12 protein-coding genes are annotated in these 12,231 nt (G+C 59.1%); 4 read left to right on the forward strand and 8 right to left on the reverse strand.

The features are described from left to right. Genes JFT66_RS26045 through JFT66_RS26070 form a run of 6 tightly spaced genes read right to left on the reverse strand, consistent with a single transcriptional unit; the run spans position 1 to position 5,562 of the window. Positions 1 to 1,305 (reverse strand): MFS transporter, encoded by a 1,305-nt coding sequence (locus JFT66_RS26045; RefSeq protein ID WP_198860413.1) that lies wholly within the window; start codon positions 1,303 to 1,305, stop codon positions 1 to 3. 45 nt (positions 1,306 to 1,350) lie between these two features. Beyond that, positions 1,351 to 1,743, reverse strand: a complete 393-nt coding sequence (locus tag JFT66_RS26050; RefSeq protein WP_153870863.1) for a 5-carboxymethyl-2-hydroxymuconate Delta-isomerase — start codon at positions 1,741 to 1,743, stop codon at positions 1,351 to 1,353. Positions 1,744 to 1,758: 15 nt separating this feature from the next. Further along, entirely contained in the window at positions 1,759 to 2,616 is an 858-nt protein-coding gene (gene hpaD / locus JFT66_RS26055) for a 3,4-dihydroxyphenylacetate 2,3-dioxygenase (RefSeq protein WP_034120485.1), read from the reverse strand. Positions 2,617 to 2,663: 47 nt separating this feature from the next. Further along, the gene (gene hpaE, locus JFT66_RS26060) at positions 2,664 to 4,124 is read right to left on the reverse strand and encodes a 5-carboxymethyl-2-hydroxymuconate semialdehyde dehydrogenase (RefSeq protein ID WP_198860414.1); all 1,461 of its coding nucleotides are present in this window, start codon (positions 4,122 to 4,124) and stop codon (positions 2,664 to 2,666) included. Positions 4,125 to 4,129: 5 nt separating this feature from the next. Continuing rightward, the gene (locus JFT66_RS26065; RefSeq protein WP_198860415.1) at positions 4,130 to 4,900 is read right to left on the reverse strand and encodes a fumarylacetoacetate hydrolase family protein; all 771 of its coding nucleotides are present in this window, start codon (positions 4,898 to 4,900) and stop codon (positions 4,130 to 4,132) included. Continuing rightward, positions 4,897 to 5,562 carry a fumarylacetoacetate hydrolase family protein gene (locus JFT66_RS26070; RefSeq protein WP_034120481.1) on the reverse strand — a complete coding sequence of 222 codons (666 nt, stop codon included), beginning with the start codon at positions 5,560 to 5,562 and terminating at the stop codon, positions 4,897 to 4,899. Before JFT66_RS26070 ends, JFT66_RS26065 begins: the two co-directional genes overlap by 4 nt. 128 nt (positions 5,563 to 5,690) lie before the next feature. Here JFT66_RS26070 and hpaA point away from each other — a divergent pair, with 128 nt between their 5' ends. From hpaA to JFT66_RS26090, 4 genes are all read left to right on the forward strand, one after another. Beyond that, entirely contained in the window at positions 5,691 to 6,554 is an 864-nt protein-coding gene (gene hpaA, locus JFT66_RS26075) for a 4-hydroxyphenylacetate catabolism regulatory protein HpaA (protein ID WP_034120480.1), read from the forward strand. 296 nt (positions 6,555 to 6,850) lie between these two features. Beyond that, complete coding sequence (locus JFT66_RS26080; protein WP_198860416.1) at positions 6,851 to 7,999, forward strand: hypothetical protein; 1,149 nt, start codon at positions 6,851 to 6,853, stop codon at positions 7,997 to 7,999. A gap of 93 nt (positions 8,000 to 8,092) precedes the next feature. After that, positions 8,093 to 8,989 (forward strand): hypothetical protein, encoded by an 897-nt coding sequence (locus JFT66_RS26085; protein WP_198860417.1) that lies wholly within the window; start codon positions 8,093 to 8,095, stop codon positions 8,987 to 8,989. 47 nt (positions 8,990 to 9,036) lie between these two features. Continuing rightward, a complete protein-coding gene (locus JFT66_RS26090) occupies positions 9,037 to 9,990 on the forward strand; it encodes a hypothetical protein (protein WP_198860418.1) in 954 nt (317 codons plus the stop codon). Here JFT66_RS26090 and JFT66_RS26095 read toward each other — a convergent pair whose 3' ends face one another. Both JFT66_RS26095 and JFT66_RS26100 read right to left on the reverse strand, forming a co-directional pair. After that, positions 9,991 to 11,421: an efflux transporter outer membrane subunit gene (locus tag JFT66_RS26095; protein ID WP_198860419.1), complete on the reverse strand. Its 1,431-nt coding sequence runs from the start codon at positions 11,419 to 11,421 to the stop codon at positions 9,991 to 9,993. Beyond that, positions 11,421 to 12,215 carry a helix-turn-helix transcriptional regulator gene (locus tag JFT66_RS26100; RefSeq protein WP_034120477.1) on the reverse strand — a complete coding sequence of 265 codons (795 nt, stop codon included), beginning with the start codon at positions 12,213 to 12,215 and terminating at the stop codon, positions 11,421 to 11,423. Before JFT66_RS26100 ends, JFT66_RS26095 begins: the two co-directional genes overlap by 1 nt. Positions 12,216 to 12,231 lie beyond the last annotated feature (16 nt).

The following is a 12,231-nucleotide window of genomic DNA, read 5'->3' on the forward strand; positions in this document are numbered from 1 at the left end:
CTAGTGTGGGTTGACGATGGCGGCATGGGTGCGCAGCACCAGCAGGCCGCCGAGGGCGATAAACAGGGCGAGTACGTACAGGGCCAGGCTGGCGCTCTGGGTGGCGTCGCGCATCCAGCCGATCAGGTAGGGCGCGAGGAACGCGGCGATGCTGCCGAACGAGCTGATCATGGCGATGCCCGCTGCCTGGGTCGTGTTGGAAAGAAACGCCGGCGGCAGTTGCCAGAACATCGGCAGGGCCGCGCTGGCGCCCATGCCGGCGACCACCAACCCGCTCATCACCAGCAGCGCGTTGCCTGGCGCCAGGCCCGCCACGGCAATGCCGGTCGCAGCCATCAGCAGCGGTACGCACAGGTGCCAGCGACGCTCGCGATAGCGGTCGGAGGAGCGCCCGCAGCCGATCATGAAAAAGCAACCGGCCAGGTACGGCACGGCGCTGAGCAAGCCGACCTGGCTGTCGCGGCCGATACCGGCGCCGTGTATCAGGGTCGGCATCCAGAACGCCAGGGTGTTGACCGCGAGCATGACCGCAAAGTACACGGCCACCAGCAGCCACACTTGCGGGTCACGCAGAATGCCGCTGAACGAGGTGATGGTTTTGCGTTGTTCTTCGTTACTCAGTTGGGTACGCAGTTGCTGTTTTTGCTCGGCGCTCAACCAGTGCACCGACTCGAAACTGTCCGGCAAACACTTGAGCACCACCAGCCCCAGCAGGACCACGGGCGCGCCTTCGATCAGGAACATCCACTGCCAGCCGCGCAGGCTGCCAACGGCGTGGAAGTTCTCGAGGATCGCCCCGGAAATCGGCCCGCCCAATACGCCGGCCATGGGGACGGCAATGGCAAACAAGGCGGTGACCTGGGCGCGACGACGGGCCGGGTACCAACGGTTGAGAAACACCAGAATCCCCGGGAAAAACCCGGCCTCGGCCACCCCCAATAAGAAGCGCAGCACGTAGAACCCGCGGGCGCTCTCCACCCACAACATGCCGGTGGAGAGCAGGCCCCATACCACCATCAGGCAGGCGATCCAGCGCCGTGGCCCGACGCGGTCCAGGGCGATATTGCTGGGCACGCCGAACAGCGCGTAGGCAATGAAAAACAGGCCGGCGCCAAAGCCGTACACCGTGTCGCTGAAATGCAGGTCGTTGCTCATCTGCATCTTGGCGAAGCCGATGTTGATGCGGTCCAGATGGGCGAACAGGTAACACACCAGCAACAGGGGCATCAGGCGCCAGGTCACCAAACGATGGGTGCGGTCGTGCTCAGCAAGCAGCAGGCTTGCAGTGGAGTGGGCTGTGCTCATGATGTTGTACTTTTTGTCTGAGTGGCCGTGAGGGGAGGGCGGGGTTTACCCCGCCGCGTTGTTCAGAAACGCATGCACATTGTTCTGCTTGAAGTTGAGCTGCGGGTGCAACTCCACCATCTCGAACGACAGCGCCAACAAGCGTTGCGCTTGCAACTCGGCGAAGTGCGCGGTGATCACCGCGAACACGGCTTCGGCCACCGCCTGGCGCGTGGCCAGGTCGCGGCCATGGCCGACCTTGAGGGTCATGTGCACAAAGGCGTAGTCATGCTTGCCGTCCGCCATGCGCCAGGTGTCCAGCCGCACAGCACGGCTGCGGATACCGCCGAGGGGGAACACGCCACTGTCTCCCAGCACCCGGTGGACTTTTTCAAACAGGCCGGGCAGGTCGGCCTGTTGCGAGAGGTTGTCGGTGTATTCAGCGATAAAGTGCGGCATAGGTTTCTCCCAAAGCTACAGCGGGAAAATCGCGTTGATCTGGCCGGTGCCCGAACTGCCAAACGGCGGCGTGATGATCTCGGCCGGCTTGGCATAGTCCGGCCCACCCAGCAGGCCCAGGAGCATGGCGGTGTCGTGCATCTTGCCTTCGCCAAAGCAGTGTTCGGCGTAGTCCGGCAGCATCGCGCAGAACTCCTTGAAGCGGCCTTGCTGCCACATCTCGACCACGTGCAGGTCTACCTGCTTGTCGAATTCGCGGGTCCAGTTGTGGATATTCGCTTCGGCCTCGCGGTCGTCGGAAAAACGGTGGGACAGCGACCCGGACGCCAACACCAGCACCTTGCGGTCGCTCTTTTCGATGGCCCGGCGTACGGCGGCGCCGAAGGCGAAGCTGTCTTCCAGGCGATGCCAGGCACACCAGGCAGCGATGGAGATGACCTTGAACTTTTCGTCCTCGGGCACGCCCATGTGCATGTAGCGCATGGGCACCAGGGTGCCGTATTCCAGCTCCAGGCTCGGGATGTTATGGGCCATGCTGCGCACGCCGGCCAGGTTGGCTTCGGCGGCGATCAACTCACCCAGCTCGGGGCAGCCTGGGTAGGCGTAGTCCATGTTCTTGATGAAGTGCGGCAGCTCGTTGCTGGTGTAGGTGCCCTGGAAATGTTCGCCGCAGTTGACGTGATAGCCGCTGTTGACCAGCCAGTGCACGTCGAACACCACGGCGGTGTCGGCCCCCAGTTCGCGGGCGCGGCGCCCGATTTCCTTGTGCCCGGCAATCGCCGCTTCGCGACAACCGTGATGCTTGCCGGGCAGTTCCGACAGGTACATCGACGGTACGTGGCAGATCTTCGCTGCCAGAACCACTTCGCCCATGATGATTCTCCTGAGTAATTATTCTTGTAAGGCTGTAGGAGCAGATTTCAGATGCCCCAGCGCGGAATATGATGACTGCCCATGGAAATACACACGTTCTTGATCTCGGCAAACACTTCAAAGCTGTACTGGCCACCTTCACGGCCGGTGCCCGAGCCTTTCACCCCGCCGAACGGCTGGCGCAAATCGCGCACGTTCTGGCTGTTGATAAATACCATGCCCGCTTCAATACCGCGCGCCAGGCGGTGGGCCTTGCCGATGTCCTGGGTCCAGATATAGGACGCCAGGCCGTATTCGGTATCGTTGGCCAATTGCAGCGCCTCGGCTTCGTCCTTGAACGGGATCAGGCACACCACCGGGCCGAAGATTTCTTCCTGGGCGATGCGCATCTTGTTGTTCACATCGGAGAATACCGTCGGCTGGATAAACTGGCCGCGGCTCAAGTGCGCAGGCAAGTTGGCCGGGCGCTCCAGGCCGCCGGCCAGCAGCGTAGCGCCTTCCTCAAGGCCGATCTTGATGTAGCCGGTGACCTTGTCGTAATGAGCCTGGGTGATCATCGAGCCGACCTGGGTCTTGGGGTCCTGAGGGTCGCCCACAATCAAGCGCTTGGCCCGCGCCGCGAATTCGGCGACAAACTGCGGGTAGACACTTTCCTGGATAAAGATCCGGCTGCCGGCGGTGCAACGCTCGCCGTTGAGGGAAAAGATCGTGAACAGCGCGGCGTCGAGCGCACGCTCAAGGTCGGCGTCTTCAAAGATCAGCACCGGCGATTTGCCGCCCAGCTCCATGGAGTACTTTTTCAGGCCCGCGGTCTGCATGATTTTCTTGCCGGTGGCGGTGCCGCCGGTAAAGGAAATCGCTCGCACATCCGGGTGGCGCACCAGGGCATCGCCGGCGGTGGCGCCGTAGCCCTGGATCACATTGAGCACGCCGTTGGGGATCCCGGCTTCCACCGCCAGGCGTCCCAGTTCATTGGCGGTCAATGGCGACAGTTCCGACATCTTCAACACCGCCGTGTTGCCCAGGGCCAGGCACGGCGCGGTCTTCCAGGTGGCGGTCATGAACGGCACGTTCCACGGTGATACCAGCCCGCACACGCCCACCGGCTGGTACAGGGTGTAGTTGAGCATCTGGTCGTCCACCGGGTAGCTGTGGCCGTCCATGCGTGTGCAGACTTCAGCGAAGAAGTCGAAGTTGTGCGAGGCGCGTGGGATCAATACGTTTTTGGTCTGGTGGATCGGCAGGCCGGTGTCGAGGGTTTCCAGCTCGGCCAGGCGTGGCACGTTCTGTTCGATCAATTCACCCAGTTTGCGCATCAAGCGTGCGCGCTCCTTGGCCGGGGTGTTGGCCCACTTGGGGAACGCCTCCTTGGCCGCCGCTACGGCTTGCGCGACTTCTTCGGCGCCGCCGCTGGCGACTTCACCAATGGCCTCGCCGGTGGCTGGGTTGTAGTTGATGAACACGTCTTTACTCTCGACCTCACGGCCGTTGATCCAGTGTTTGATCATGTTGCTCAAGCCTCTTTGCGCGCGGAGAAAAACGCCGTCTCACTGACAATACGGTTGACCAGGCGGCCCACACCTTCGACTTCCACCACCACTTCATCCCCCGGCACCACATCGGCCAGGCCCTCGGGCGTACCAGTGGCAATCATGTCGCCGGGTTGCAGGGTCATGAAGCTGGACAGGTATTCGATGAGGTAGGGGATATCGAAAATCATGTCCTGGGTGCTGCCTTCCTGGCGCAGCTCGCCGTTGATCCAGGTGCGCAGCTTCAGGTTGCTCGGGTCGGGCACATCGGCCACATCGACAATCCATGGGCCGACCGGGGTGGTGGCGTCGCGGTTTTTAACCCGCAGGTTGGGGCGGTAGTAGTTTTCCAGGTAGTCGCGGATCGCGTAGTCGTTGCACACCGTGTAACCGGCCAGGTAATCCAGGGCGTCGGCGCGCTTGACGTTGCGTGCGGTCTTGCCGATCACCGCCACCAGCTCGCACTCGTAGTGCATGTAGGCGACGTTGTCCGGGCGCCAGGTGACTTGGCGGTGGCCGGTGTAGGTGCCGACCGACTTGATGAATACCAGCGGTTCGGTCGGCGGTGTGAACGCCAGTTCGGCGGCGTGGTCGGCGTAGTTCAAGCCGAGGGCGAACATAGTGCCGGTGGCGGGTGGCAGCCATTGCACCTGTTCTTGCGCGAGCCGGCGGCCATCGCTGAGGCGCACGCTGCAATCGTCGTCCACCTGCACGGTATGGATTTGACCTTCAAAGCGGATACGTGCGCACTTCATGCCGAGGCCTCTGCTTGAACAATGTTGAGCAAACGGCCAACACCGGTGATTTCAACTTCAACCCGGTCGCCAGGCTGCACATCCACGCGGCCTTCCGGCGTGCCAGTGATCAGCACATCGCCGGGGTGCAGGGTCATGAATTCGCTGATCTCGGCAATCAATTGCGGGATGTCCCGCACCCACTGGGCGGTGGAGTTTTCCTGGCGCAGTTCGCCATTGACGAAGAGCTTGAGGTCCAGCCGGTTGGGGTTGGCCACTTGATCCCGTGCAATCACTTGCGGCCCGAGGGCGCAAAACCCATCGCGGCATTTGGCTTTGACGGCGGGGCGGTAGTAACTGTCTTCCGGCAGGCTGAACTCGTTGACCACCACATACCCGGCCACATGGGCCATGGCATCGTCCAGGCTGACGCGGCTGGCCCGCTGGCCGATCACCACACCTAATGCCGGGCCTGGTTGCAGGCGTTCGCCCGCCGGCTGCAGCACCACGCCGCCGTGTGCATTACGGGTGTTGGGGGGCTTGATAAACAGCACCGGCTTGGTTGGGGGCTTCTGGTAGGGCGCCTGCTGGAAGGCGGCGAGATGTTGGTCCAGCAGGCCCTGGTAGTTCAGCGCAACGCCGAACAGGGTGCCGCTGGCAACATCATGCAGGGTACGGCTCATGCGTTTCTCCTGGCGGTGACGACGGCTGCGTAGGCAGTTCGTTAAGTTGTTAACGTTATAATTAATATGTTAACTACCGTCAAGCATGGCAAACTCCAGCGGCATCGGAACAACAAGAAGAGAGCCGCGTGAAGCCGATTCCCAATATCAACATCGGGCAGGTCTACGACCAGCGCTACAGCGACGCCGAGGTGCATTACGACAAGCTTGGCAACCTGGCGGGGTTCTTCGGGCGCAATATGGCCGTGCATCGGCATGACCGGTTTTTCCAGGTGCATTACGTCAAGAGTGGCGCGGTGCGGGTCTATCTGGATGACCGCCAATACGTCGAGTCGGGGCCGATGTTTTTTCTCACGCCGCCCACGGTGGCCCATGCCTTCGTCACCGAAGCCGATGCCGACGGGCATGTGTTGACGGTGCGCCAGCAGTTGGTGTGGGGGTTGATCGACGCCGACCCCAGCCTCGCCTCCGGTGCGGCCTGTGTCGCGCTGGGCGGTGACGCCGAAGGGCTGGATCAGCTATTCGAAGAGCTGTGCAGTGAGATCAACGCCGAACGGGCAGGGCGTGCCGCCGCCCTCGACAGCCTGACGCGCCTGATCATGATCCGCTTGCTGCGCCTGTGCGCCCACGCCCTGCCGGCGCGCCCGATGGCTCATGAAGACCTGCGCATCTTTCATCGCTTCAACGAACTGGTGGAGGCGCACTACCTGGAACATTGGCCGCTGGCACGCTATGCCGAAGGGATTGGTGTGACACCGGCGCGGCTCAACGAGGTGTGCCGACGCATTGCCGACCTGCCCTCCAAGCGCTTGATACTTGAACGACTGATGCAGGAAGCCAAGCGTCTGTTGCTGTTTACCGGTAGTTCCGCGAATGAAATCTGCTACCAGCTCGGGTTCAAGGACCCGGCGTATTTCAGCCGGTTTTTCCTTCGTCATGCGCAGATGACGCCTGGAGATTACCGACAGCAACTGTCAGGAAAAAAACCGTAAATAACAGAAAACTCTTCTCGCATTTTTTCAACGTTGAAGGCTGCTGATACAAGTGGCTGGCCCACTAACAGGAACCTATCGGGCGAGGGCACCACTGAGTAATCGAACATTTAAGTGGCAGCAGGGGGGGCGCTGTCTCCCTGTTTCAACCTATTCGATGACTGAGAGAGTGAGTGTGTATGTTTGGAGCGCTGACGCAAAACCATTATTACTCTGCGCAGCAGATGTATTCCCGTAGAGCACCCATTGAGCAGACTGATTCTACGCCCGGGCGTCATAGTCGTGCCGGGAATGAAATGCGTACTGTCTCTGGGCCGCCCGCCAGTAATAAACCAGCGGCGCGCGAAGACTTTTCAGAGTTGGGTGTTCTTTTGAACTTACTGGTAGGGACCCTGAAAACGATTGTTGAGGACATACATCCTCACACCACACCTGACCTGAATAAAGAGGCCGATGGCACGCCTGTACATTCCAATGATCATAAAAATGATCTGCTCGCCTTGACCTCATTGCTGAAGTTGCTCGGTGAGTCGTTAGGGACAGTGCCGCAGGAGAACAACCCACCTGTGGTGCCGGTAACCCCTCCCCAAGACGCGCCCGTGACCGAGGAGCCGCTTGAACCCGCCACACCGATCCTTCCTCCCATAAAAGTTCGTTTAGAAGATGTGGGCAAGCCAAACCTGCGTTTCGTGCCGCCGTCGGGGTGGACGCCGTCGCCCGTGTTGCCCTCAAGTCTGACGACGCCGGACGACGACAACGAGGTTGATCCTTTTGACGAACTTGAGCTTGCTGACGGTCGGGGTGTGAGGGGCGGGCTCCGTTTGGATGACTACGAGCGTAAACGAATATCCAGCCAGCACCCGCAGTATGACGTTGCTAACTTACCGATGTCTGGAAAAAGAAAAGGTGAAAAACCCGAGGACATGAAAAATGGCCTTGCTTCAATACATGAGCCTTATCCGTGGCTGGGCCACGATAAACGCACAACGTTCGTAGAAGTCATAAAGATGGGGATGGATAAATACGGCCAGACAGTTGACAGCGTTTTCAATGAGGTGACGGCTGTAGACGGTGGATATGATGTGACCATGAAGGACAACTTCAAACTCTTTATTTCCCATAAGGAGTTGGGCATGGCGAGAAAGGCCAGCCGGTTTGCAGGCGCTGATGAAGGCATGCTGGGAGACGCTTACTTTATGTTTGGAGTGATGTGCAAGCGTGGTCAAATTGAAAGAGCCCCTTGGGCCGATGCCTATAATTATGTTTGGAGTGACAAGGTGACTAATACTTACCTGGATGTTCTGGTGAACTCCACTGCGGAGCATGATCGGGAAAAGCTGGTTATCTGGTTAGGGTTAGGCCGACATTTAAGTCCACAGGAAATAGCTGCAGGTGCCTATGAGCCCTACGTTCATCAGAACAATGGGCTTACTCGGCGTCGTTGATTCATTCAGAGATTTTTCCCAAGCCTGTATGGTTACAATATTTACGTGCCGTCACGTTATCGTTGACTATTATTTTTATGCTGGAGAATAGCGGTGTCCGTTTCTTCCATTCAAAGCGTCCTGCCCAACTATCGTGAACCTCCTTATTGGCCAACTGCCACAGCATCGACAGCACTATCGAAGCCGCCTTCGACAGAATCGCTGGAGGCTCGTAATCAGGTTTCACCCGGCACGTACGCGCCATCGTTCAACAGCTTGCGTCATTTGGTTACCAGGCTCGGCGTTGTCGCGACGCGCCTGATCCAGCAGCCTTCATCGCCGATGGCGCAAGGGCCTGTTAACAATGCTCAAAGGCAGGCTCCGGCTGTTGCCGAAGTACCCAGTTTCTATCTACCGGATAACGCCCAGAATGCAGTGGAACAAATAGCAGATATTTTCTCCGCGTTCTATCAAGGTCCAACGGGTAATTGCGTGACAGTCGCAGCCATCAAGGCAGCCATGGCAAGGTTTGGACATAGCCCTCATCAGGTTTTTCAAAAAGTCACTCGGTTAGATGATGGTTTTGAGGTGGTTATGAGGGATAACTACACATTGAAAATAACTGATGAAGAACTGGAAGAAGCTAAATACGGAGCAGGCTTCGAGACGACTAAACCAGGTAATGCAGTGTTCACGAGTGCGATATTTTTATTTGCGGTGAGCGCGAAACGGGCGCAGCTGGAAAATAATGATGACATTGCCAAGCGTAGTTTCGAGACGGCTATGGCAACACTCAATGATGGTGAATTTGCCGGGGAAGGTCTTCTTCGCTTGGGGCTGAAAGGGCATATGGTTCGCACCAATATCAAGGAACTAATGAGAGGCGCTATCGGTACGATTGCGAACAACGGTCACGACCTTGCCGTCATGGGTGGTTATTTAGACGTGTATGGAAACAAGAAAAGACTGATGAGAGACATGCATTGGAAAGCTGGTATTAAACTCGTCTAGAACTGTTTTTGCTCAACGCTAGGATATCTATTGATAAGGAGTGTGTGATGAGTGGTTTCAGCAAGGTATCAGCGTTGTCCAAAACCCTGATAGGGGGTGATCTGCACAATTCAAGCCTGCGCGACGATGTGGTTGAACACGATTACAAGCAAGCTGACGACCGCTCTCAGCGCTTGACGGGGTTGATGACAGAGCTGGGCGTATTAGCGCAACGCTTATCGGCGATGCTTGATAAGCCCTCTCATCGCACGCGTGAGATGCCGCCCCAGCCGAATTTTTTACGGACGATGAAAGAGGCGCCTGTCGGTCGTAGGGTATCGGTTACGCCCGACACTGATAAGTCTGTTCAAAACGGCTACAGCCAGGGCGTACGGGCGCTCAAAGACGATGGCCCGATTATCCTCGGTGCGCCTGATACGGTAGGTATAAAGCCAGGCGATATTTTCAGTGATTTTACTCAAGGCGCGAAGGGTGATTGTGTTGTCATCGCGGCTATCAAGGCGGCCATGATGAAATTCGGGCATAACCCCCATGGCATTTACAAAAAAATAGAAACCACCCCTGATGGCTTTAACATCGTTATGCGCGACGACTTCACGTTGCATATAACCCAGGCAGAGTTGCGGCATGCCATGGGTAAAGTAGGGTTTGAAGCCCATGCCCCAAGTGATGTGCTCACTCACGCTAAGTTTTTATTTGCGGTGAGTGCCAAGCGAATCCAGCTGGAGCGGTATTACGATAATGATGAGGAAACTTTCAACGATTCCATCGCTGCGCTGAACACTGGAGATTACCCCGGTGAGGCCCTGCGCCGCCTGGGGCTCAGCGCGCGCGTTGTGGCAGCGACAATGAAAGACCTGAGGAATGGCGCGATAGGCACATTAGCTACCGGGGGCCATGTCGGATTAGTCGTTGACGGTTATCTGGATCACTACGGCAAGGTCAAGCTTACTGACACCAATCGAGGCATCGCGGGCAACATCGGCTTGAAACTGGTGTAACTACTGCATTAAACGGGCGATGGAAGCGTGACCATCCCCCCATGCCCCACCCAGCGCTGTATACAGATTCACCTCCGCCACCAATTGCGCCAGCCGATCCACAATCAGCGCTTGCTGGGAACTGAACAACGCCCGCTGCGCGTCGAGAAAGGTCAGGTTGCTGTCCACGCCGCTGCGGTAGCGGTGCTGGGCCAGGTCGTAGTAATTCTGGTTGGCGGCGACGAAATCCCGTTGCGCGTCCAGTTGGTCGTTGAAGGTCTGGCGGGCGGCGAGGCCATCGGCGACTTCCTGGAAGGCGGTCTGGATGGACTTTTCGTATTGGGCCACCGTGATGTCCTTCTGCAGCCTGGCGTAATCGAGGCTGGCACGCAGGCTGCCGGCGTTGAAGATCGGCAGGTTGATCTGCGGCTGGAACGTCCAGGTGCCCGAGCCTCCCTTGAACAGCCCCGACAGTTCCTTGCTGGTGCTGCCGGCATTGGCCGTCAGGGTCACGGACGGAAAGAACGCGGCACGGGCGGCACCGATGTTGGCGTTGGCCGCCTGCAACTGGTATTCGGCCTGGAGGATATCCGGGCGGCGTTGCAGCAGGTCGGAGGGCAAACCGGCAGGGACACGGGCGACCAGCTCATCGGCTAGCGGGCGCGAAGGCAGGTTGTCATCCACCGGGCCACCCACCAACAGGGTGAGGTTGTTGAGGTCCTGGGCGACCTGGCGTTCATAGCGGGCCACGCTGGCGCGGGTGCTTTCCACCGCCGTGCGCGCTTGCACCACCTCCAGCGCCGAGGCTTTGCCCGCACTTTTACTGCGGCTGGTCAATTGCCAGCTGTGGTCGTTGGCCACCAGGGTTTGCTCGGCCAGGGCCAGCAGTTCCTGATCGGCCCGCCAGGTCAGGTAGGCATTGGCAACGTTGGCAACTAAGCTCAATTGCACGCTGCGACGCGCCTCTTCGGTGCCCAGGTAAGTGAGCATCGCCTGTTCGCTGAGGCTGCGCACGCGGCCGAACAAATCCAGCTCATAGGCGCTCAGGCCCAAGGTGGCGGAATAGTTGGAGGTGATTGCCGACTTGCCGGTGCCGGTCACGCCCCCCGGCAGTTTCTGGCGCTTGCCGGCGCCAGTGGCGGATATCGCCGGGAACAAATCTGCACGCTGGATACGGTACTGAGCCTGAAACGCCTGCACATTCAGGGCCGCGACCCGCAGATCGCGGTTGTTGACCAGCGCCTCACCGATCAACCGTTGCAGCGCCGGGTCGTGGAACAGCTGCTGCCAGTCCGCGTTCTGCGTGAGGGTGCCGGCCTGCGCCAGGCTGTACACGCCGCCCTGGGGATACTGCGCGGGTGTCGGCGCCGCGGGCCGTTGATACTCGGGGATCAACGAGCAACCGCCGAGCATCCAGGCGACCCCGACGGTGCAGAGCGTCAGTTTGTTCATCAGGCGCCCACCATCCATTTGGCCAGGCCATGTCGGCCACTCACGCCAAGCTTGGCGGCAGCGCGCTTGAGGTAGGTCTCGATCGAACTGTTTTTCACACTGAGCTTTTCTGCGATCTGCGGCACGGTGCCCCCCGTCAATAAGCCCAGGCAGACTTCCTGCTCCCGCGCCGACAGGGTGATATCGCTGAGGGACAGGCGCTTGTAGAACTCACGCTGCAACTGCGATTGCTCCAGCAAGTTGTGGGCCGGCTCGGTCTCGGTGTGGTGGGCCTGGCGCAGGATCTGCGCGTGCCGTTCCATCAGTGGCAACAGGGTGTCTGACAGGCATTTGAGAAATGACAACTCAGCCAGGGAAAAACCACGTTGGGTCGGCGGGCGGTAGAACGAGATCACGCAACGCCGATTGCTTTGGCGCGAGACCAGGTTGCACTGGTGTGAGCTGCCCCGCGGATGTGTGCTGTTGGCCTTGGCTTTCATCTGGATCAGCAGCGGGTCTTGCATGCGCAGCATTTCCCGCAGCAACGGGTGGTCGTTCAGCGGGTGCAGGGTCTGGGGTACAGACAAATCCTGTTTAAGCCCGGCGCTGCCCAGCAACTTGATGTCCAGTACGCGGTCGCGCAGTTCATCGAGGGTCCATTCGCTGAGGTCTACCAGGTGAATCGGCACCCACTTGTCCACCAGGTGCAGCATGTTGGCGGCAAAATGTTCGTCGCCGCTGTTTGAAATCAACTCGCCCATTTCGGCATAGAAATGCGGGCCGCGTGTGTCGCCAATACTACGGGTCAGACTCATAGCCATCTCATCCTTG

Source organism: Pseudomonas sp. MF6755 (genome assembly GCF_016405635.1).
GTDB lineage: Bacteria > Pseudomonadota > Gammaproteobacteria > Pseudomonadales > Pseudomonadaceae > Aquipseudomonas > Aquipseudomonas haemolytica.

Coding starts and splice junctions, on each gene's coding strand:
- JFT66_RS26045 (WP_198860413.1), bottom strand. CDS start 1,305: ATGAGCACAGCCCACTCCACTGCAAGCCTGCTGCTTGCTGAGCACGAC.
- JFT66_RS26050 (WP_153870863.1), bottom strand. CDS start 1,743: ATGCCGCACTTTATCGCTGAATACACCGACAACCTCTCGCAACAGGCC.
- hpaD (WP_034120485.1), bottom strand. CDS start 2,616: ATGGGCGAAGTGGTTCTGGCAGCGAAGATCTGCCACGTACCGTCGATG.
- hpaE (WP_198860414.1), bottom strand. CDS start 4,124: ATGATCAAACACTGGATCAACGGCCGTGAGGTCGAGAGTAAAGACGTG.
- JFT66_RS26065 (WP_198860415.1), bottom strand. CDS start 4,900: ATGAAGTGCGCACGTATCCGCTTTGAAGGTCAAATCCATACCGTGCAG.
- JFT66_RS26070 (WP_034120481.1), bottom strand. CDS start 5,562: ATGAGCCGTACCCTGCATGATGTTGCCAGCGGCACCCTGTTCGGCGTT.
- JFT66_RS26080 (WP_198860416.1), top strand. CDS start 6,851: ATGCGTACTGTCTCTGGGCCGCCCGCCAGTAATAAACCAGCGGCGCGC.
- JFT66_RS26090 (WP_198860418.1), top strand. CDS start 9,037: ATGAGTGGTTTCAGCAAGGTATCAGCGTTGTCCAAAACCCTGATAGGG.
- JFT66_RS26095 (WP_198860419.1), bottom strand. CDS start 11,421: ATGAACAAACTGACGCTCTGCACCGTCGGGGTCGCCTGGATGCTCGGC.
- JFT66_RS26100 (WP_034120477.1), bottom strand. CDS start 12,215: ATGAGTCTGACCCGTAGTATTGGCGACACACGCGGCCCGCATTTCTAT.